Genomic DNA, 19651 nt, shown 5'->3' with positions numbered 1-19651 from the left:
CAGTATTTTTTAGCAGGAAATACGGTATTTCGGACAGAACCTGAAATTATAGCGCGTTACGAGCTCTGCCGTCCGGGGCCGTCGCGAGATTGTGGGGCTGAATGACACAGAAAGTGCCAGAAGGGCATTGTTTTCATAAAAGACGCTTGCTTGGGGCGACAAGGCTCTAGATGAGTTTCCCTAGAAAGGCGCTCGGCAATCGCGCAGGCCACCCCAAGGGTGTGGTTTGTTTTAAAATACGCGATTAGATTCCCGCGCGGCGCACCCAAGGCGCATGACGGGATCGCCGGCCCAACAGAATAAGACACTATGGCAGAGATTACTAACGCGGGAACGACCACGGCCCCGGCCTCGTTCGAACAGGCGATGGCCGAACTGGCCCAGCTCGTCGCCCAGATGGAAGGCGGCCAGTTGCCGCTGGAAGCCTCGGTCGCCGCTTATGCGCGCGGCTCGGAGCTGGTGAAGTATTGCGCGGCCCAGCTCGAGAAAGTCGAAGCCCAGGTCAAGGTGCTTGAGGGCGACATGCTCAAACCATTCAGCGCCGACGGCGCAGGCGAGGGCGGCTGATGGCCGATACGACCGAAGCCTTGCCATTCGCGGCCTGGATGGCGGGCGTCCAGGCCGAAGTCGAGGACGCCCTGTCCGACTTCCTGCCGGCCGCCCATCTGGTGCCGACCAAGCTGCATGAAGCGATGCGCTACACCGTCCTCGGCGGCGGCAAGCGCGTGCGTCCGCTGCTGGTGTACGCCAGCGGCGCGCTGTTCGGCGCCGACAGCCAGGCGCTGGCGCGCGCCGCCTGCGCGCTGGAGATGATCCATGCGTATTCGCTGGTGCACGACGACATGCCCTGCATGGACAACGACGAACTGCGCCGCGGCAAACCGACGGTGCATGTCGCCTACGACGAAGCGACCGCGCTGCTGGTGGGCGACGCGCTGCAGGCGCAGGCCTTCGAGGTGCTCGCTTCGAACGACACGCTGCCGGCAAACCGCCAGGTCGCCATGCTGCGCCTGCTGGCCGAGGCCGCGGGTTCGGGCGGCATGTGCGGCGGCCAGGCGATCGACCTCGACAGCGTCGGCATCGCCCTGAGCCTGGAACAGCTCGAGCGCATGCACCAGCTGAAAACCGGGGCGCTGCTGCGCGCCTCCGTCCTGCTTGGCGCCCTGTGCGGCAAGGATTTGAGCGCCACCGAACTCGAAGCCCTGAAGGCCTATTCGAAGGCGGTGGGCCTGGCCTTCCAGGTGGTCGACGACATCCTGGATGCGACCGCCGATTCGGCCACGCTTGGTAAAACCGCCGGCAAGGATGCGGCCGACAACAAACCGACCTATGTGTCCATCCTCGGCCTGGAACAATCGAAGGAACTGGCGCAGCAATTGCGGCGCGACGCGCATGATGCGCTGGCGCCATTTGGAGAACAAGCACTGCGGCTGCGCGAACTCGCGGATCTGATCGTGCAGCGGAAGGCCTAAATGAAACTGCTAGAAACCATCAACGACCCGTCCGACCTGCGCCAGCTCCCGCGCACGCAGCTGACGCCCCTGGCCAACGAACTGCGCCAGTTCCTGCTCGACTCGGTGTCGAAAACGGGCGGCCACCTGTCCTCGAACCTGGGCACGGTCGAACTCACCATCGCCCTGCATTACGTGTTCGAGACGCCGCACGACCGCATCGTCTGGGACGTGGGCCACCAGACCTATTCGCACAAGATCCTGACCGGCCGCCGCGAGCGCATGCCGACGCTGCGCCAGCTGAACGGCCTGTCGGGCTTCCCGAAGCGCGACGAAAGCGAATACGACACCTTCGGCACCGCCCACTCGTCGACCTCGATCTCGGCCGCGCTGGGCATGGCCGCCGCCGCCAAGCTGAAAGGCGAGCAGCGCCACGCGATCGCCGTGATCGGCGACGGCTCGATGACGGCCGGCATGGCCTTCGAGGCCTTGAACAATGCCGGCGTCGAGGAAGACTGCAACCTGCTGGTCGTCCTGAACGACAACGACATGTCGATCTCGCCGCCGGTCGGCGCGCTGAACCGCTACCTGGCGCGTCTGATGTCCGGCCAGTTCTACGCCGCCGCCAAGAACGTGGGCAAGAGCGTGCTGCCTGGCCCCGTGCTCGACCTGGCGCGCAAGATCGAGGAACACGCCAAGGGCATGGTGGTGCCGGCCACGATGTTCGAGGAATTCGGTTTCAACTACATCGGCCCGATCGACGGCCACGACCTCGACTCGCTGATTCCGACCCTGGAAAACATCAAGAAGCTCAAGGGCCCGCAGTTCCTGCACGTGGTGACGAAAAAAGGGCAGGGCTACAAGCTGGCCGAAGCCGAACCGATCCTGTACCACGGCACCGGCAAGTTCAATCCGACCGAAGGCATCATCCCGGCCACGGCGCCTTCCAAAATCACCTACACCGAAGTCTTCGGCAACTGGCTGTGCGACATGGCAGCGGCCGACTCGCGCCTGGTCGGCATCACGCCGGCGATGCGCGAGGGCTCGGGCATGGTGCGCTTCCACCAGCAGTACCCGGAGCGCTATTTCGACGTCGGCATCGCCGAGCAGCACTCGGTGACCTTCGGCGCCGGCCTCGCGACCGAAGGGCTGAAACCCGTGGTCGCGATCTATTCTACTTTTCTCCAGCGCGGCTACGACCAGCTGATCCACGACGTGGCGCTGCAGAACCTGGACGTGACCTTCGCGCTCGACCGCGCCGGCCTGGTCGGCGCCGACGGCGCCACCCACGCCGGCAACTACGACCTGCCGTATTTGCGCTGCATCCCGAACATGGTCGTCATGGCGCCGTCGAACGAGAACGAGTGCCGCCAGATGCTGACGACGGCTTACCACTACCCCGGCCCGGCTGCGGTGCGCTATCCGCGCGGCGCCGGCGTCGGCACGCCGATCGTCGAAGCGCTGACCTCGATCGAGATCGGCAAGGGCGAGATCAAGCGCCAGGGCAAGGACATCGCCATCCTCGCCTTCGGTTCGATGGTCGCCCCGAGCCTGGGTGCGGCGAACGAGCTGAACGCGACGGTCGCCAACATGCGCTTCGTGAAGCCGCTGGACGTCGAACTGCTGAAACAGCTGGCTGCCGACCACGCCTGCCTGGTGACGGTGGAAGAGGGCGCCACCATGGGCGGCGCCGGCAGCGCGGTGGCCGAAGCGATGGCGGCCGCCGGCATCGTCAAGCCTCTCCTGATCCTGGGCCTGCCTGACAAGTTCATCGACCAGGGCGACCCGGCGGCACTGCTGGCCTCCGTCGGCCTCGATGCGAAAGGCATCGCCGCCTCGATCCGCGCCCGCTTCGGCGCGGCGGGGGAGCCAAGGCTGGTGGTGAACAACACCTGAAGTGTTGAATGAAAAAGCGGTGCTCGATGCGCCGCTTTTTATTTCGTGAACGGTGGCCGTTAAATGCGTGGGCACGGGGCGCCCACCCTACACCCGCGCCAACGTCCGAGACTCCGATCTTGTAGGATGGGCGCCCCGTGCCCATGCGAACTGCGGCATCATGTTTGCGCTTGGGGCGGAACGATCACCCCGCCTTCCCAAACAACTCCTCCGCCCGCCTGAACAGAATCCACGAGGTCGCAATATATTTATCGCCGCTGACCGGCACATGCCCCTTGTGCGTATGCGTGAACCCCGCCGGCGCGATGATCAGGCGCCCCTTGCGCGCCTCCACCTTGCGCGCCTGGTACAGGAATTCGGTCTCGCCGCCTTGCGCCACATCGTTCAGGTAAAACTGGAACAGCAGCACCCGGTGCAGCGTCTCGCAGCTCGCATTCTGCGGATAGATCTCCGAATGCCAGTGGTGGTAGCCGCCGGTTCCCTGCAGATACTTCTGCAGGTTGATCGCTCCGCAGCGGTACATCGACTGCAGCAGGGCAGGCAGGTGCGGGCGGCCGCACTCGTCGAAATTCTCCAGCGACAGCGCCACCGGCGCACCAGTGGCCGGGTGCGCCACCATCGGCGCCAGCGCGCCCAACACGAGCGCCCGGTACTGGTCGATGTAGGCGGCGAGATGCTGCGCCACCGCCGCCATCATCAGGTTGCCGACGTCATGCCACTCCTTGTGCGGCCCGATGGTCAGATCCCAGCTGTCCTTCTTGCTGGTGTCGACCCCGTTCCCGGTACGCCCGCGCACGACCTTGTCGCTGCTGTCGAAACGCGCGAGGATGGCGTCGCATTGCTGGGGCGTGAGGGCGTTGTCGTAGATGCCGATGAAGTCGTTCAAGGTCGATCCTGTTGGCTGAGGTTAGGCTACTTGAGCTGCGGACGCCAGTGTAGCTCAGCCGGGACGCTTTCCAGCCGCTTTACCGTCCCCGGCAAACAAACCCATATTCGGTCACGCGGCAATCCCGCTTGACGCATTGCGCGGCGTGATAGCCGTGTTCGCGGCAGGCCTTCAAGGTGGCTTCCATCGAGGTGTCGAGGCCGGCTGGCTTCCCTGTCGCGACGGCCGCTGCGCGTGCGGCCTGGCGCACGGGCGGGCGCTCCACCGGTTTGGTCACGCGCTTGCGTTCCACGTCGGACGGCTTGCGCACTATGCGTTCCGTTCGCTTTGGTAAGGGAGGGGCCGGCTTCTGCTGCACAACCGGTTCCGCCTTCGCCGGCGGCTCGGGTTCCGCCGAATCCACTGCGGGAGGGGAGGGCGGCTCGGGCTTCGCGGCGGCAGGCGGATCGGGTTTCAGCATCACCAGAGGCGGCACGCTAGAGGCAGGACGGCTCGCCGGTTCAGGTGGCGTTACAGCCGCCTCGGCTTCCGCTCTCGGCGTCGACGTCCTTGCAGCAATCGCCGGCGCCTTCACCGTCTGCTGCGCCTCGTTGGCGATGAGCGCGAGCGAGCCGCTATCGTTGCGTTCCTGATATAGCCAATGGCCGCCCAGGGCGAGCAGCGCGACGGCAAGCGCGGACGCGCCCCAGATGGCATAGCGCCGCGACCGCGCAGGTGCAGCCGGGGCGCGCGTGAACGGATTGGCCGCCCGCTCAGGCGCCTGCGACGGCGGCAAGGGCTCCGTGAAGTCGAACAAGGGGTCGCGCGGCACCGTCGCATCCTGCGCGAACATGGGTGGCGGCGTGGGCTCGGCCGGAGGAAGGTCAGGCGCAGGGAGGGGCGCTTCCGAGGGCGTGGCGAGCACGTGTTCAAGCTCGGCCGGAACAACGGCAGGCGCCTGCTGCGCGCCTGGCGGTACATACTGCGCTTCCAGGGCTGCAAGTTCCTCTAGGACGCTTTGCAACTCGACCGGTGTCGGCTGCGGCTCTGGCTGTGGCGACGTTGGAATCACAGGCGCTGCCGCACTCTTTTTCCGCCAGACGCCCGCCGCGGTGCGCTGTCGCGCCGGCGTCGTGTTGCCTTCGGGCGCAGGCTGGTGTACCTCCTTGCGTGCTGTCGCAGGTGCGACGGGCTGAGAAGGCGTAGGCAATGATTCCGCGCTTTGGCCTATGTCTTCGAGCAATTGCGTTTTCATGATGTGCTACGACTTCCAGGTTCGGCGAAGGTAGAGCTTAACGCTTTTTACAATCCGGGCTAGCGCGCTTTGTAAGGAAATGTGAGCTGCGCGTCAGGGGCGTACTACACGGTGACCGGCGCCGGCACTGGTCTCGATTACCAGAGGTAACGTGCGGCTCGACCACAAATCACAATGCTAAGCTGGCTTTCCATGCCTGCCGCAGCGCTGGCGTGGCCTCGTTCAACCAGCGAAAGGACACCGATGAAAGCCGTCGTATTCCACGACATCGGCGATATCCGCCTCGATGACGTCCCCGAACCGAAGATCGAACAGCCCATGGACGCCATCGTCCGCATCACCACCAGCGCCATCTGCGGCACCGACCTGCACTTCGTGCGCGGCACCTTCAGCGGCATGAAGCAGGGCACCATCCTCGGCCACGAGGCCGTCGGCATCGTCGAGCAGCTCGGCGGCGGCGTACGCAACCTGTCGGTCGGCGACCGCGTGGTGATCCCGTCGACCATCGCCTGCGGCTATTGCTCCTACTGCCGCGCCGGCTACTATGCCCAGTGCGACAACGCCAATCCGGGCGGCCCGACCGCCGGCACCGCCTTCTTCGGCGGCCCGGAGGCGGCCGGCGGCTTCAACGGCTTGCAGGCGGAAAAGGCGCGGGTTCCCTTCGCCAACGTCAACCTGGTCAAGCTGCCGGACGAGGTCACGGACGACCAGGCGATCCTGCTGTCGGACATCTTCCCGACCGGTTATTTTGGCGCCGACATGGCCAACATCAAGCACGGCCATACGGTGGCCGTGTTCGGCTGCGGCCCGGTCGGCCAGTTCGCCATCGCTTCGGCCAAGCTGATGGGCGCCGGGCGGGTGCTCGCCGTCGACCATCTTCCCGACCGCCTGGACATGGCGCGCCGCCAGGGCGCCGAGGTCATCAACTTCGACGAGGAAGACCCGGTCAAGATCATCATGGAGCTGACCGGCGGCGTCGGCGTGGACTGCGCGATCGATGCGGTCGGCGTCGATGCGCAATGCCCGCACCACGGCCCTGCGGCGAAAGAGGCGGCCGGGAAAAAGGAGCAGTTCCAGCAGGAGGTCGAGAAGGTCGCGCCGGTACAGCACCCCGACGGCGACAACTGGGTGCCCGGCGACGCGCCGTCCCAGGCCCTGCAATGGGCGGTGCAGGCGCTGGCCAAGGCCGGCACCTTGTCGATCATCGGCGTCTATCCGCCCGCCGACGACAGCTTCCCGATCGGCGCCGCGATGAACAAGAACCTCACCATCCGCATGGGCAACTGCAACCATCGCAAATACATACCCGATCTGGTCGAGCTGGTGCGCATCGGCGCCATCGATCCAACCGCCATCGTCACCAGGCGCGAAGAGATGGATTCGGTGATCGACGCCTACAAGGAATTCGACCTGCGCCGTCCGGGCTGGCTGAAGGTCGAACTGATCGAATCGCGCGAAGGCCGCGTCGGCTGAGGAGGGCGGCATGGCGCAAGAAGCGAGCAAGCAGACGGTCGGCGAATTCCTGGTCGAGCGCCTTGGCGCCTGGGGCGTACGGCGCATCTTCGGCTATCCGGGCGACGGCATCAACGGCATCCTGGCGGCGCTGCACAAGCAAGCGGACAAGCCCGATCGCATCGCCTTCGTGCAGGCGCGCCATGAAGAGATGGCCGCCTTCATGGCTTGCGCCCATGCCAAGTTCACCGACGAGGTCGGCGTCTGCCTGGCAACCTCGGGCCCCGGCGCGATCCACCTGCTCAACGGCCTGTACGATGCCAGGCTGGATCACCAGCCGGTGGTCGCCATCGTCGGCCAGCAAAAGCGCGCCTCGCTGGGCGGCGACTACCAGCAGGAAGTCGACCTGGTAAGCCTGTTCAAGGACGTGGCCGGCGCCTTCGTGCAGATGGCGTCCAGCCCGGAACAGATACGCCACCTGGTCGACCGCGCCTTCCACATCGCCAGAAGCGAGCGCCGTCCCACCTGCGTGATCGTGCCGAGCGATCTGCAGACCGAAGACGCGGTGCCCAGGCCGCCGCGCGAGCACGGCAGCGTCCTGTCGGGCATCGGCATGGTCGGGCGCAGCATGGCGCCGCAGCCGGAGGCGCTGCAGGCCGCGGCCGATATCCTGAATGCCGGCGCCAAGGTCGCGATCCTGGCGGGCGCGGGCGCCCACGGCGCCGCCGCGGAGTTGATCCAGGTGGCCGACCTGCTCGGCGCCGGCGTGGCCAAGGCGCTGCTGGGCAAGATGGTGCTGCCGGACGACCTGCCGTTCGTCACCGGTTCGATCGGCGTGATCGGCACGCAGGCCAGCTTCCGGATGATGAACGAATGCGACACCCTCCTGATGGTCGGTTCCAGTTTTCCGTACTCGGAATTCCTGCCGCCGGAAGGGCAGGCGCGTGGCGTGCAGATCGACATCGACGGCAAGATGGTCAGTCTGCGCTACCCGATGGAATGCAGCCTCGTGGGCGACAGCAAGGCGACGCTGCAGGCCCTCATCCCACTGCTGCGGCGCAAGGACGAGCGCAGCTGGCGCACGCGCATCGAAGCGGCCGTGAAGGAGAGCTGGGCGCTGCTCGAGCGCAAGGCCATGAACCCGGAGGCGCCCCCGGTCAATCCGCAGCGCGTGTTCTGGGAGCTGTCGGAACGCCTGCCGGACGATGCGGTGCTCGCCGTCGATTCGGGCTCGGTGGCTTCCTGGTACGCGCTCGACATCAAGGCGAAACCCGGCATGCTCGGTTCCCTGTCCGGCGGGCTGGCCACCATGGGCTCGGCCGTGCCCTATGCCTATGCAGCCAAGCTGGCCCATCCCGGCCGTCTGGTGGTTGCCCTGGCCGGCAACGGCGCGATGCAGATGAACGGCATGAACGGCCTCATCACGATGGCGCGCGACTACAAGGCCTGGGCCGATCCGCGCATCGTGATCGTGGTACTGAACAATCGCGACCTCAGTTTCGTGACCTGGGAACAGCGCGGCATGGCCGGCGAGCCGAAGGTGGAAGAATCGCAGCCGCTGCCGGACGTCGCCTATGCCGATTACGCCAAATTGCTGGGCCTGGATGGCATGCGGGTCGAACGGCCGGAGCAGATCGCCACGGCGCTGGACGCGGCCTTGCGCGCCGACCGCCCGTTCGTGATCGACGTGATGAGCGACCCCGACATGCCGCCGCTGCCGCCCCACATCACGCGCTCGCAGGCCGAACAGTACTTCAAGGCGATCGAGGCGGGAGACGCCGACGCCGATGCGGTGCGGCGGGCGCTGGAGCTGCAGGGCGGAGATTAATGCGCAAATTGGCGTGCGCCTTGGCCGCTGCCGAGCCTTGTCCGCAAGCCAGGCCTATCCCCGTTCCTCTCGCGCTTCCATGGCAGGCACGGCGCCAGCCTCTCCGGCGGCAAGGAAGGATCGCAACGCCGCCGTCACCTGATCCGCGCCGCTGTACTGCACGGCATGGCCCCAGTAGCCGATCACGACCGGGGGCGGCGCACCCAGCAGCGTGGCCGCCTGATCGAGCCAGACCTGGGGCGCGATGAGGTCGTGTTCGCCCCGCACCAGCAGGGCCGGCGCCTGAACTTGCGGCAGCTTCGCTTCCATGGGGTAGGCCAGCATGTGGCGAAACTCCGGCAGGAAGCGCCGGCCCATGCGCAAATAATCCTTGAGCACATGCGGAATGAGCGAGGGCCGTTCGAAGACGCCGCCGATGGCCAGGCGGCCCACCTGCTGCAAGGCGTTGCGCGCCGCCGGATCCGGCACCGGGGCGATCAGCACCAGGCGGTCGATACGCTCTGGGTAGCGCAGTGCGGTCTCGACGGCGACCTGGCAGCCCATCGAGTGGCCCACCAGCGCAACCCTGGCGAGGCCGGCGGCATCCATCCAGTCGACCAGGGCCTGCACGAGTCCGGGGATATCGGGCTGGACATCGGGGCTCTGGCTGCGCCCATGCCCGGGAAGGTCGGGAACGTGGACGTCGAACTGCGTGGCCAGCCGCTCCGCCGCCGGCACGAAATAGGAACCGGAGACGCCCAGGCCATGGATCAGCACCAGCGGCAGCGTCGAGCGTGCGGGGGCGGTCGCGGCGCGGACATGCATGTGCTGCCCATCGATCCTCCACCACTGGCTATGCAGTTCACGGATCCCGCCACGCCGTAATTGGCGCTGCCTGCGCTGCCGTACATGGGCGGCGTCCAGCGCCAGCGCGGCGGCCGTGCCAAGCAAAGCATAAACCAGCCAGCGGCCGTGCCTGGCTGTCGTCATTCCCGTTCCTGTCCGGGCGGCGCCGGGCGATCCGAGTCGATCTTCGCCGCGCCGTCGTACGCGATGCCGCACGAGCGCATGAAGGCGACGCGATGCGGGTGCATCGCATCGTTCGGGTCGATCGCGTAACAGACCGTCGCCACGCCCGTGCAGCCGTGCGGCTCGTGGCGCAGCTGCTCGAACACCCTGCGGTCGTCGCCGTCGCCGGCGGCGTATGCGGCGCACGACCACAGGTGCACCACGTGCAGCAATTGCAGCTTGTCGATGGCGAGCGCGCTCGGCCGCACGAAGCCGCCGAGGCGCTGCGCAAACACGCCGCGGCCGACGCCCACGCTTTCGATCTCGTCCACGCACCACTCGCGCCCGGTATTACCGTCGGCGTAGATCGAATAGGTGTAGGCCCATTTGCGGCCTTCGATGGCGCGCAGGAGGCGTGCGCAGTGCTCTTCCTTGAACCAGTCATCATCGTCGAGATAGGCGACCACGCGCGCATCGGCCAGCATCGTCAGCGCCGAGCGCAGCGACCCGCCGTAGAACGAGGAATGCAGGCCGCCGTGGCGCTGCGAAGTCGAATAGCCGAGGTCGATCAGCGTGAGCGCCACGTTGGGCGGACATTCCGGCGCCACCGCGGCGAGCAGTTCCTGCAGGCGCCCCTGCGGATCGCAATCGACGCCGAGCAGCACCTGGATGCTGCCCTCGACTTCCCGCTGGCGAAACACCGAGCGCAGCGCCCGCGTCAGCGACGCGCGGCAGGCGGTGACGATCACCACCGCGATGGCATGGCGCGCGGCGCTCATCCGCGTGCCTCGCCGGACGCTTCTTCCCGTTCCTCTTCTTCGATCACTTTCTCTTCGATACGCCGATCCGGAATCAGCCACATCACGGCCACGCCAACATAGACCAGGAAACCCAGCCAGGCGGCGAACCAGGACAGGGCGATGCCGGCCAGGTACAGCACGAGGGAGATCTTGCCCTTGCGGTCTTCGCCGACGGCGTCCGCCAGGGTCGTGTTCTTGTCGTGATGGGCGATCAGGCGCCGCACCAGCAGCGAATACGCCGCCGCGCTCATGAACAGCACGATGCCATAGGCAATGGTCGGCCCCGTCTCAAAATGGTTCTCCCCCATCCAGGCGGTGACGAAGGGAATGAGCGACAGCCAGAACAGCAGATGCAGGTTTGCCCACAGCACGCCGCCCTCGACCTCCTCGACGGCGTGCAGGAGGTGATGGTGATTGTTCCAGTAAATGCCGATGTAGATAAAGCTGAGCACATAGCTCATGAAGACCGGCCACAAGGGCAGCAGGGCGTGAAAATCCGGGGTGTGCGGCACCTTCAGCTCCAGCACCATGATGGTGATGAGGATGGCGATGACGCCGTCACTGAAGGCTTCCAGCCTGTTCTTGCCCATGCGCGCCCCTTGCGTCGCTTATTGCGGCGGCTGTCCGTTCGAGGCCAGCAGCCCGGCATCGACCGGCAGGTTGACGCCGGTGATGAGGCGCGCGTCCTCGCTCGCGAGGAAGGCCATCGCGGCGGCGACGCCCTCCGCATCCTCGGGCGCGCCGAGCGGCATGCGCTCCTTGAACTTCGCAACCAGTTCCGGATCGCTCATCATGTCTTGCGTCATGCCGGTGTCCGTGAAGCTCGGATTGACGGCATTCACGCGTACCCCGTCCTTTGCGGCATCCATCGCCATCGCGCGCACCATGTTGCTGACGGCGCCTTTCGAGGTGTTATAGGCGAACAGGTTCCAGTCGCCGCCCAGGCCCGAGACGGAGGAGGTCATCACGATCGAGCCGCGGGTTTTGACGAGTTCGGGCATCGCCGCCTTGGCCATGTGGAAGTAACCGCCGACATTCACCGCCATGACGCGTTCGAAATCTTCCTCGCTCGTCTGCGTGATGTCGCCCTCGGTCGCCATGCCGGCGTTGTTGATCAGGATGTGCAGGCCGCCGAAGCGATCGACAGCCGTCTTGACGGCGGTTTTCGCACTCGCTTTGTCGGCCGTATCGCCGGCCAGGACGGCGATCCGATCCTGCGGCAATTCGACGGCCGCTTTCTTCAGCTTGGTTTCGTCGATATCGAGCATGACGACGCGTGCGCCTTCATCGAGAAAGCGGCGGGCGCATGCCAGGCCGATGCCGGACGCGGCGCCGGTCACCAGTACGACTTTTTCATTGAAACGGTTCATGCTTTGTCCTTCGAAATAGGCCATCGGCGCCACGGCGCGATGCGTTATCAGAATTGGAACACGACGATAGCATAGGCGTGCAATGGGAGCTGTTCGGTGCTGGCAGGCAAGCATTATGGATGCGTGTCATGATGGTAACTGTGCCGTAAACTGGGCCGTTTTGAATGTCCGTTATCGGCCAAAAGCGGACGTTGTTTGATACAAATTAGGGGGTAAGGTGGAAGGTCCAATTGATTTCGATGTTTGCTGCCGAATCGATCCAACTGCTCAAAAAGAAGCGGCCGCGTGGACTGCACACCTTTTTTCTATAAGTCTCGTGGAGGCCTATAAGGTCGCTAGTAAAGCGTCCAAGTCAGATGCCTACATGCAAATCTTTGTGGGCTGTGGCTGGGATGACGTCGCTATGCTCCGTATGAAATTGCCCAGTTTTGCGCAAGCAGACTCTGTAACGATCACGGAATCGACGTATCCTCCATCAAGTTGCACGAGTTACTGTGAAGTTCATCTGTTGAGACATGTTCAGAAATCCTGTCCCGTCTGCAAAGGCAACTACATAAGCCGCGTTGTCGAAGGGAAAAAGATCGCTTATTGCAAGAGTTGAATAGTACGAACAGCTGTACGGCCGGAGATAAATGCCACTTACATCAACGATGCCTTCTTGATGAACGGCTGCTTTGGGTCGTAAGCGGACGCTACAATACGTCTGCAACCGGCCAAGATCGGACATTGGATGGAGTCAGAATGAAGAAGCTATTGTGCGGAGTTGTTTTTGCCTCACCAGATGATGAGGAGTACGACCGCATGGCTCATGTTTGGATACGTGATGCCGAAACTGCTTACTGGTTTTCGCTATCTCGCGGGGTCAACTCTGATGTTATTGAAGTGATGGCCTCGGACCAGCGCAGCCAGACGAGCGGCGGTCTTGGCGTAATACTTTCGCCAACTGGCATTCTCGTCAGGGTGAACCATGATTTAGCGCGCGCACTCGATGGTTACTCGGAATACGCTACCGAGTTCCATCCTGAAAGTCAGGACGTGGGCTCAATTCGTGAAACACTGGAAGTCATCTTCCGGGGTAAATCAGGGCTCCTGACGAGCACTTGATGACTGATTCGGCCATGTCTGCTTTGGGTCGTAAGCGGACGTCGAGCTCGTCGGGGCGAGCTGCCAACACTTTCCCCTTTGGCAACAGTTAGGGTAGACTTATCGCTTCATTAGCGTCTGCAATCGGTTAGGAGCGTACGTGTTCCGCAGCACAAAAAAGAGGTAGCCTTGCTGTCTAGACGAAAATTTGCCCTAGCTAGTGCAATTCTTGCAACTGGAGGAATTGCTGTCGCTACTGAACGGCCGGGACTCGTGATTCTTGTCCAGTATGTTGTTAGCGAAAGGTCTGCTGGACGTGTGGAAAATGCTCTAACGACTCCGATCGAACGAACTCTGCGTGGGCTTTCGCGAGTCGTCAGTATGGCATCTGTTACGACTGGCATTTTTAGAGGCGTTGCTATGAATCTTGAGATTCATTTCGAAGGCGGGGCGACCAGCAAAGACTTACTAGCGGTCTTAAGCGAAATTGCGCAGTTAGAGATAAGTAAGGACGTCGAGCCAACTTCTGTTTCTGTACAAATTGGGCAACCGCGCATAGATGAGGAAACCGCTTTACTGTTGCGCTAAGCAATTGTCCCGAACAGGTAGATCGAATATCTCCAAAGGGGTGGTAGCGGTCGTCACCCTAATGATAGTAAAAGGATGTTACGCAGTGGCTCAGCAAACCGACTGTACGAGTATTGGCGCCCATCTTAACGAGTTGGCCCGTGCGGATCAACAAATCCGGCAAGATTGGAACTTGCTTGAGCAAGACGCCAAAACGACTGCTGCCCAGAGAGATGACTTACAACAGCGATGGCGCACTGTCGATAGTGAGAATCTTACGCAGCTCAAACAAATCGTTACGGCCTGCGGCTGGCCCAAAACAAGCAAAGACAGCCATAGTGCGTGGTTGTTGGCTCAGCATGCGGATAGCGACATTGCATTCCAACGCTTCGCAAAAGGACTTCTCGAAGTCTCTGTTAAAGCCGGTATCGCGGCGGCGCGAGATCTTGCCTATCTTGCTGACCGCATCGCTGCCAATGAGGGTCGTCCACAAGAATACGGAACTCAGGTTTCGCAAACGGATCGCTGTCATTTGGTAATAAAGCCGGTTGACGATCGACAGCTGGTAAATCGTCGACGTTTGGCTATTGGCCTGCAAAGTCTTGAGGAATATGAGGCCGAAGGGCGCCGGCGGTTTATCCCCCCTGATTGTGCAAATTCTGCAATCGAGCGGAAAATTCAATGACTGCTTCGGGTCGTTAGCGAACGATGCAATATGTTTGCAACCGGCCAGAAGCTGACAACTCAAACCGGCTTTCCACTCATGCGTCTATACACTGTTCAGCCCCTCTCGATCTATGACACGCTCTGCCGCTCAGGTATTTTCTTGTCTGAGCCGTGGAAAGATCCGGAAGAATGGATATGCTCGGATGCGCCTGCAATTAAATTGGCCTACGACTGGCTTTGCAATGAGATGATGGAGCGAGGCCTGCGCCGTCCGGCGCCTTCGATTTATCCGATTTGGGCATGGTATCGATACATGGGTGAAAAGAAGCCCAAACCAGATCTACGACACAGTGCGTATAAGAATTGTCGGCTTGACGAGCCACAGGTATTGCTAACGCTCGACGTGCCAGACAACGACGTGCTACTACACGACTATGAGGCTTGGCACTACCCGCTCAACTATTTCCACCTTGCAGCACGACGCGTGAGCGACCGCTTCGAACGCCATTGCAAAGCTGCCGGTTTTCCGTTGTACAGCGAAGTGCCCTTAAAAAATCATGCGTTGCATGCCGAAGTTCAGCGGTCTTGGCACACGATTTTCGACCTGGCTGCGTGTCGCCGGTTGTTCAAGCGTTCACGAGCCGAGCAAGCAGTTCAAGCAACGTTTTGGAGTCTCTATGCAGAGCATGTGACCGAAGCTGTAGCGTTCGGAGGCTTGCAAAAACGTTGCACGTTGCCATTGCCAGGCGCACGCAGTACGATCTGACCGCTAGCGGCCAAGAGCAGACATGGGGAAGCCCCGAAGCCGCCGCTTGTTTGACGTTACCGTACCTTATTGCGAGCGCTGTTTGAAACGGAGTTGCCCGCACTATTGCTAAGCGAGCGCCGTGTGTCTCGTGCCTGTAGCAGCGTGACCAGGGCGAGCACGATAGCGCAGGCGATCCAAGCCGACCATAGGGTATGGGTCAGAAAGTGTGCGCCGCGCATCTGCTGCATCCATCCCAACACCAGCCCCGGCGCCAGCGCGAGGCCCCATATGAGAGACGACCGTCCTGCCGGTCCAGGCAAGGACAACGTCACTAACGATACCAGCCACAGCGCGCTTGACGCGTGTCCTGCCGGCAAACAGTGACTAGGCAGAACGCCAGGTGGTAATGCTTCGAACAATCTGACATATGGTTCAGTGCCACCGTAATGCGCTAGATCCCAGGGACAATGCGCATCACTCGCCTGTTTCAGTAGACTAATCGCTATCGGTACCAGTACGGCGGATCATGCAATTACATGTAGCCGCAGCCGATTTAACGGTTTGGCCAGAGCTGTTTGCGGCCAGACAGAGTTGGCGACAGTTACTGTGAGAACCAAGACTGCGAGCACAAGCAGAACCGACTTGACAATGCTGTGGCCAAAAGTCGTTGTCAGTCAAGCTTCGCGCCAGGGGAAAGTTTTGGCGCCGCGGTCGAATAGAAGGTCAGCCAGCATTAGGTCGACGTCTGTAAATCGTCCCAGCACATAGATGAGCGGTGCTGCCACTGCGAGCGTAGCACCAAGTCGCACGCAGGCCTGTGCAGACATGAGACGTGGGATGAATTGGGGGCGTCCTTCAGCCGACACAACTTCACTGGTTTCTGCGGATTCGCACTCGCTTTTCGTATGAGTTGGGGTGCTAACTGCGTACGCAGGCATTGAACAGATCCAGTTTTGGGTTCAACACGGCGGTTTCGACGTTGAGCATGCCGAGCACCGAGTGGAACACATTGTCGTGTGAGAGCGCCTGGTCGCGACGCGCCTGCAGGCAAGTGCGGTCTATGTGGAAGCGCTGGCTGAAGCCTTCCGACATCCACAGCATCATCGGCACGTGGCTCTGCTCTTCGGGGGCCAACATGTAGGGCGCACCGTGGAGGTACATGTTTCTCTCGCCTAATGACTCGCCATGATCCGAGAAGTACAGCATTGAGGTATCGACATTTGCTTCCAACGCGGTTTTGCGCAGTAAATCGATGGTTTCGGCAAGAAAGGTGTCGGTGTAGAGGATTGTATTATCGTACGCCGCGGTGATTGAGCCGCGGCTGCAGGATTCGAATTCGCTACTTTCGCAAACCGGGCCGAACTGGCCGAAGCCAGCCGGATAGCGCCGGGAATAGGCTGGACCGTGGCTGCCTTTCTGGTGCAGCACGATGACGAGGTCTTTCGTGGAAGCGCGGATCAGCTCAGGCAGGCCATCCAGTAACTCCAGGTCGTAGCATTCATCGCCGGAACAATGCCCCTTGCTCGCGCTCGAATTCGAGACGTCGTCGAATTCGACGCGGTCGCACACGCCTTTGCAGCCAGAATTGTTGTCGCGCCAATGGACGCGGAATCCGGCGTGCTTGAGTACGTCCAGCAGTCCTTCCTGATGCGCGGCGACGCTGTCATCGTACTGTTCGCGTCCCATTGCCGAGAACACACAGGGCACCGATACAGCGGTCGCCGTGCCACAGGATCGGACTTGCGTAAAGTTGATGAGGCCATCCTCGCGCACCAGGCGCGGATTGGTGTCGCGGGCATAGCCGTTGAGCGAGAAGTTGGCGGCGCGTGCAGTCTCTCCGACTACGATCACCGTTACCGTGCGGCGCTCCTGACCTGCCCAGCGATTGCCTCTGACCGCGTCGTAGCCGATGGGTTGCAACGGTATGGAAGTGCGCCAGCGATTGCGCAGGTAGCCATTTAGGGCCTGCACCGCATTGGTTGGCGTGAGCAGGTAGCGCAGTTCGCGGTGTTCGCGAACGGTCGGTGCCAGAGTCTTGAACAGCAGGACTGTCAGCAGCGTGGCGCCTGCCAACGCAGCCGCGACTATCCCGGCGCGCTGCAGCATGCCGCGGGCGCCAGCAGGAAAGCTAACGGCAGCGCGAGCCACATACAGCGACGGCAACCCGCCCGTGAGGGCAATGAAAGCAACCAGGCGCCAGTTCAGCAGCTCTGTGGCTTCATGTAGGTCGGTCTCGAAAATGCTTTGAATGATGGCTTTGTCGATTACTACCCCATATTCATTGATGAACCACGCCGAGGCCGAGGCGGTCAGGATGAGGGCAATCAGGACCGGCTTGGCAACGAAGCGGAAGCTGAAGGGAATGAGGGAGGCATAGAACAACAGCAGGACGATCGCAAAGCTGCCTGCTAGCAGCGGTACCCGCGTTAGTGAGAGACCGCCAATGGCACGGATGAAATCTGACCAGAAGTTTAGATTAGCAAATATGGTCAGTAAAAGAGCAACGGAAAAGACAAGCAGGTTAGCGCTGATGCGCCGAGTCGGGAATTTTTGCACTTTGGTATCACTTCAGGCGCGCAACCGAAATGGCTGCGATACCATTCAAAGATACAACGTACCGCGTGAGCAACAGATCAAGAGGCAGTTAAGTTCGTGTGAATAGCATGGACTACACGGCCGGGAAGCTCAAGATGAAGCGGCTGCCGCCACCGGGGCGCGGTTCATAGGTAAAGCCGGCTCCCAAAAAATCACAGATGCGTCGGGCTAGCGCAAGACCGAGCCCCGTACCACCCGATCCACTTGACGGCGCGCCGCCGCTGCCCAAGGTAGCGACCACTGCTGGGGGCAAGCCAGGTCCGGTATCCTCGACAACGACCTGCCCCTCCAGCAGATGCACCACTACCTTGCCATGATCAGTATATTGGCAGGCGTTGCGCACCAGGTTACCAATGGCCGCGGCGCATAGTTCGCGCGGGGCGCGAACCGTTAACGGGGGGCCGTCTAGAAAGCTTAGGGTAATTGGTTTAGAGGCAACAAGAACACGGTATTTTTCGACTTCGTCTTCTGCCACAGCGTGGATGTCGACCGGCGGTAGCGTGCTCAGGGCAGGAGCACGTGCTAGAAGCAGAAGTACAGTGACGGATTCTGCAGCTTCGTGCGCTGCACGATAGATACGCTCGGCTGGGCCGCGAATAGCCGGTGCGCTTTCCTGTATCAGAATCTCCGCAGCGCCCATAATCACTGTAAGCGGGCTGCGCAACTCGTGGCTGACGTCGCCAGTAAAGTAACGTTCTCGGTCGAGGAAGGTGCGCAGTTCCGCGGTATGCGCTTCGAGCGCGCGAGCGAGCACGCCGAGCTCATCCTTGCGTCCGCTGAGCGTGGGAGGTACGTTGTCGTTGCGAACAGACTGTGCCAGCTCACTAATCGGCGTAACCACGCGCGTACCCAGAAACCCCCCGAGGAGAGAGGCCAGCAAAAGGAAGCCGACGAACACCGCAGCAAACATCGAATACACTACGAGCTCGATCTTGTCGTAATCGCTTTCATGGTCGACCAGCACCCATTGGCCTCGAGAATCCTGCCCAGCTAGCACATGTAGGCGAGTAGCGCCGACGTCGACTTTATGTACTCCCACGGACAAACCGCGTAGGGGGGCTGGGATCGCCTCGTTGCGGTGAAAACGTAGACCAGCAGGCATGTCGACGTCCAAGCCCGCGGCGTGCCGCGGCGCGGCCCAGGCCACGGTTGCTTCCAGACGCTTATCAACCAGTTGTACCTCGATGCCCTCCACCGCAATCGCTGCGATGATTGCGAAGAAGGCCGAGGCAACTAGTCCAAACAGAACGAAGGCAACAACGATGCGTCGCTTTAGGGAATCAGCGGGATGCATTATGTTGAAGGGGGACGCTTGGGATCGGTCTGGACCAGCTTATAGCCAACACCAGCTATCGTTTGCAGCATCGGTATCGCGAAGGGCTTGTCAATTGCCTGGCGCAACGCATGGATATGCGTGCGTAGCGCGTCGCTGTCTGGGCGGTCTTCACCCCATACAGCTTGTTCGAGAGTCTCGCGGGTAACGATGCGGGGCGCACTGGCGAGAAGGCAGCGCAGCAATGTATAGCCAGTCTTTGTCAGTTGTATCGGAACGCCGGCACGCGAGGCTTCCTGTGTGTCAGGGTCGTAGCTGAGCTCTCCGTAACGCATAGTCGCAGGCACTGCATGGGCAGCTCCAGAACGCCTGACCAGCGCCTTGAGCCGCACTTCCAATTCCACTAGTGAAAATGGTTTGACAAGGTAGTCATCGGCGCCGCTGTCGAAGCCCGCGACTTTGTCCGGAAGGCTGTCGCGCGCGGTAAGCATTAAGACTGGGGTAGCCTTGCCGAGTTCTGTTCGGAGCTTCTGGCACAGCTCCAAGCCGTTTAAACCAGGCAACATGATGTCGAGGACGATGACGTCGTAGTCATGCTCAGAAGCGAGCGCAAGTCCGCCGTAACCATTACGGGCAGAGTCAAGCTGGTGGCCTCTCGGTTCGAGAAAACCGTAGAGATTAGCCAAAATGTCAGGGTGGTCTTCAACGATGAGAATACGCATTGGGCTATTCTAGAGCACAGGCGAAACGGTTAGTTATTAGTCGATGTACGAGCAAGGTAGTTAGAGGCAAACTCTATCGACAAGACGCTCATG

At 61.9% G+C, this 19651-nt stretch carries 18 protein-coding genes; 8 read left to right on the top strand and 10 right to left on the bottom strand.

Annotated features, from left to right (window positions below):
• Positions 1 to 309: 309 nt before the first annotated feature.
• The 3 genes from ASF77_RS10445 to dxs are packed head-to-tail and all read left to right on the top strand — an operon-like array spanning position 310 to position 3347.
• Positions 310 to 567: an exodeoxyribonuclease VII small subunit gene (locus ASF77_RS10445; protein ID WP_373961830.1), complete on the top strand. Its 258-nt coding sequence runs from the start codon at positions 310 to 312 to the stop codon at positions 565 to 567.
• Positions 567 to 1472 carry a polyprenyl synthetase family protein gene (locus tag ASF77_RS10440; protein WP_056338728.1) on the top strand — a complete coding sequence of 302 codons (906 nt, stop codon included), beginning with the start codon at positions 567 to 569 and terminating at the stop codon, positions 1470 to 1472. Before ASF77_RS10445 ends, ASF77_RS10440 begins: the two co-directional genes overlap by 1 nt.
• Positions 1473 to 3347, top strand: a complete 1875-nt coding sequence (gene dxs, locus ASF77_RS10435; RefSeq protein ID WP_056338724.1) for a 1-deoxy-D-xylulose-5-phosphate synthase — start codon at positions 1473 to 1475, stop codon at positions 3345 to 3347.
• A gap of 184 nt (positions 3348 to 3531) precedes the next feature.
• Here the strand turns inward: dxs and ASF77_RS10430 are convergent, their stop codons facing one another.
• Complete coding sequence (locus ASF77_RS10430; RefSeq protein WP_056338723.1) at positions 3532 to 4233, bottom strand: 2OG-Fe(II) oxygenase; 702 nt, start codon at positions 4231 to 4233, stop codon at positions 3532 to 3534.
• Between the two features lie 79 nt (positions 4234 to 4312).
• Entirely contained in the window at positions 4313 to 5467 is a 1155-nt protein-coding gene (locus ASF77_RS10425) for a hypothetical protein (protein WP_156648835.1), read from the bottom strand.
• Between the two features lie 243 nt (positions 5468 to 5710).
• Here ASF77_RS10425 and ASF77_RS10420 point away from each other — a divergent pair, with 243 nt between their 5' ends.
• Both ASF77_RS10420 and ASF77_RS10415 read left to right on the top strand, forming a co-directional pair.
• Complete coding sequence (locus tag ASF77_RS10420) at positions 5711 to 6940, top strand: zinc-dependent alcohol dehydrogenase (RefSeq protein ID WP_056338718.1); 1230 nt, start codon at positions 5711 to 5713, stop codon at positions 6938 to 6940.
• A 10-nt stretch (positions 6941 to 6950) separates the two neighbouring features.
• Complete coding sequence (locus tag ASF77_RS10415) at positions 6951 to 8747, top strand: thiamine pyrophosphate-requiring protein (protein WP_056338714.1); 1797 nt, start codon at positions 6951 to 6953, stop codon at positions 8745 to 8747.
• A gap of 54 nt (positions 8748 to 8801) precedes the next feature.
• Here the strand turns inward: ASF77_RS10415 and ASF77_RS10410 are convergent, their stop codons facing one another.
• From ASF77_RS10410 to ASF77_RS10395, 4 genes are read right to left on the bottom strand one after another with little or no spacing between them, the layout of a single operon-like run.
• Entirely contained in the window at positions 8802 to 9716 is a 915-nt protein-coding gene (locus tag ASF77_RS10410; protein WP_082493696.1) for an alpha/beta fold hydrolase, read from the bottom strand.
• Entirely contained in the window at positions 9713 to 10513 is an 801-nt protein-coding gene (locus ASF77_RS10405) for a hypothetical protein (RefSeq protein ID WP_056338708.1), read from the bottom strand. Before ASF77_RS10405 ends, ASF77_RS10410 begins: the two co-directional genes overlap by 4 nt.
• Positions 10510 to 11124: a TMEM175 family protein gene (locus ASF77_RS10400; RefSeq protein ID WP_056338704.1), complete on the bottom strand. Its 615-nt coding sequence runs from the start codon at positions 11122 to 11124 to the stop codon at positions 10510 to 10512. Before ASF77_RS10400 ends, ASF77_RS10405 begins: the two co-directional genes overlap by 4 nt.
• Before the next feature lie 18 nt (positions 11125 to 11142).
• Positions 11143 to 11904: an SDR family NAD(P)-dependent oxidoreductase gene (locus ASF77_RS10395; RefSeq protein WP_082493719.1), complete on the bottom strand. Its 762-nt coding sequence runs from the start codon at positions 11902 to 11904 to the stop codon at positions 11143 to 11145.
• Between the two features lie 741 nt (positions 11905 to 12645).
• Between ASF77_RS10395 and ASF77_RS24265 the strand changes: the two genes are divergently transcribed.
• From ASF77_RS24265 to ASF77_RS23630, 3 genes are all read left to right on the top strand, one after another.
• Positions 12646 to 13008: a hypothetical protein gene (locus tag ASF77_RS24265; protein WP_156648834.1), complete on the top strand. Its 363-nt coding sequence runs from the start codon at positions 12646 to 12648 to the stop codon at positions 13006 to 13008.
• Positions 13009 to 13660: 652 nt separating this feature from the next.
• Positions 13661 to 14239, top strand: coding sequence for a DUF6624 domain-containing protein (locus ASF77_RS24260; protein WP_156648833.1), 579 nt, complete (start codon positions 13661 to 13663; stop codon positions 14237 to 14239).
• Positions 14240 to 14269: 30 nt separating this feature from the next.
• Complete coding sequence (locus ASF77_RS23630) at positions 14270 to 14986, top strand: DUF3841 domain-containing protein (RefSeq protein ID WP_082493695.1); 717 nt, start codon at positions 14270 to 14272, stop codon at positions 14984 to 14986.
• Between the two features lie 56 nt (positions 14987 to 15042).
• Here the strand turns inward: ASF77_RS23630 and ASF77_RS24900 are convergent, their stop codons facing one another.
• The 4 genes from ASF77_RS24900 to ASF77_RS10375 all read right to left on the bottom strand — a co-directional run bounded on the left by ASF77_RS24900 (position 15043) and on the right by ASF77_RS10375 (position 19558).
• The gene (locus tag ASF77_RS24900) at positions 15043 to 15474 is read right to left on the bottom strand and encodes a phosphatase PAP2 family protein (RefSeq protein WP_373961841.1); all 432 of its coding nucleotides are present in this window, start codon (positions 15472 to 15474) and stop codon (positions 15043 to 15045) included.
• Between the two features lie 412 nt (positions 15475 to 15886).
• On the bottom strand, positions 15887 to 17524 hold the full coding sequence (locus ASF77_RS10385) for a phosphoethanolamine transferase (protein ID WP_082493694.1): 1638 nt from the start codon (positions 17522 to 17524) through the stop codon (positions 15887 to 15889).
• Between the two features lie 112 nt (positions 17525 to 17636).
• A complete protein-coding gene (locus tag ASF77_RS10380; RefSeq protein ID WP_056338695.1) occupies positions 17637 to 18857 on the bottom strand; it encodes a HAMP domain-containing sensor histidine kinase in 1221 nt (406 codons plus the stop codon).
• Positions 18857 to 19558, bottom strand: a complete 702-nt coding sequence (locus ASF77_RS10375) for a response regulator transcription factor (RefSeq protein ID WP_056338692.1) — start codon at positions 19556 to 19558, stop codon at positions 18857 to 18859. The genes ASF77_RS10380 and ASF77_RS10375 overlap by 1 nt, the downstream gene beginning before the upstream one ends.
• Positions 19559 to 19651: the final 93 nt, after the last annotated feature.

The organism is Massilia sp. Leaf139, assembly GCF_001424165.1.
Classification (GTDB): domain Bacteria; phylum Pseudomonadota; class Gammaproteobacteria; order Burkholderiales; family Burkholderiaceae_D; genus Telluria.
Note: the sequence above shows the minus strand (reverse complement) of the source record. Positions and strands in the feature narration are given on the sequence as shown.

Excerpts from the sequence above, each read along its gene's own strand:
- ASF77_RS10445 (WP_373961830.1), top strand. The coding sequence starts at position 310 with ATGGCAGAGATTACTAACGCGGGAACGACCACGGCCCCGGCCTCGTTC.
- ASF77_RS10440 (WP_056338728.1), top strand. The coding sequence starts at position 567 with ATGGCCGATACGACCGAAGCCTTGCCATTCGCGGCCTGGATGGCGGGC.
- dxs (WP_056338724.1), top strand. The coding sequence starts at position 1,473 with ATGAAACTGCTAGAAACCATCAACGACCCGTCCGACCTGCGCCAGCTC.
- ASF77_RS10425 (WP_156648835.1), bottom strand. The coding sequence starts at position 5,467 with ATGAAAACGCAATTGCTCGAAGACATAGGCCAAAGCGCGGAATCATTG.
- ASF77_RS10420 (WP_056338718.1), top strand. The coding sequence starts at position 5,711 with ATGAAAGCCGTCGTATTCCACGACATCGGCGATATCCGCCTCGATGAC.
- ASF77_RS10415 (WP_056338714.1), top strand. The coding sequence starts at position 6,951 with ATGGCGCAAGAAGCGAGCAAGCAGACGGTCGGCGAATTCCTGGTCGAG.
- ASF77_RS10410 (WP_082493696.1), bottom strand. The coding sequence starts at position 9,716 with ATGACGACAGCCAGGCACGGCCGCTGGCTGGTTTATGCTTTGCTTGGC.
- ASF77_RS10405 (WP_056338708.1), bottom strand. The coding sequence starts at position 10,513 with ATGAGCGCCGCGCGCCATGCCATCGCGGTGGTGATCGTCACCGCCTGC.
- ASF77_RS10400 (WP_056338704.1), bottom strand. The coding sequence starts at position 11,124 with ATGGGCAAGAACAGGCTGGAAGCCTTCAGTGACGGCGTCATCGCCATC.
- ASF77_RS10395 (WP_082493719.1), bottom strand. The coding sequence starts at position 11,904 with ATGAACCGTTTCAATGAAAAAGTCGTACTGGTGACCGGCGCCGCGTCC.
- ASF77_RS24265 (WP_156648834.1), top strand. The coding sequence starts at position 12,646 with ATGAAGAAGCTATTGTGCGGAGTTGTTTTTGCCTCACCAGATGATGAG.
- ASF77_RS23630 (WP_082493695.1), top strand. The coding sequence starts at position 14,270 with ATGTTTGCAACCGGCCAGAAGCTGACAACTCAAACCGGCTTTCCACTC.
- ASF77_RS10380 (WP_056338695.1), bottom strand. The coding sequence starts at position 18,857 with ATGCATCCCGCTGATTCCCTAAAGCGACGCATCGTTGTTGCCTTCGTT.
- ASF77_RS10375 (WP_056338692.1), bottom strand. The coding sequence starts at position 19,558 with ATGCGTATTCTCATCGTTGAAGACCACCCTGACATTTTGGCTAATCTC.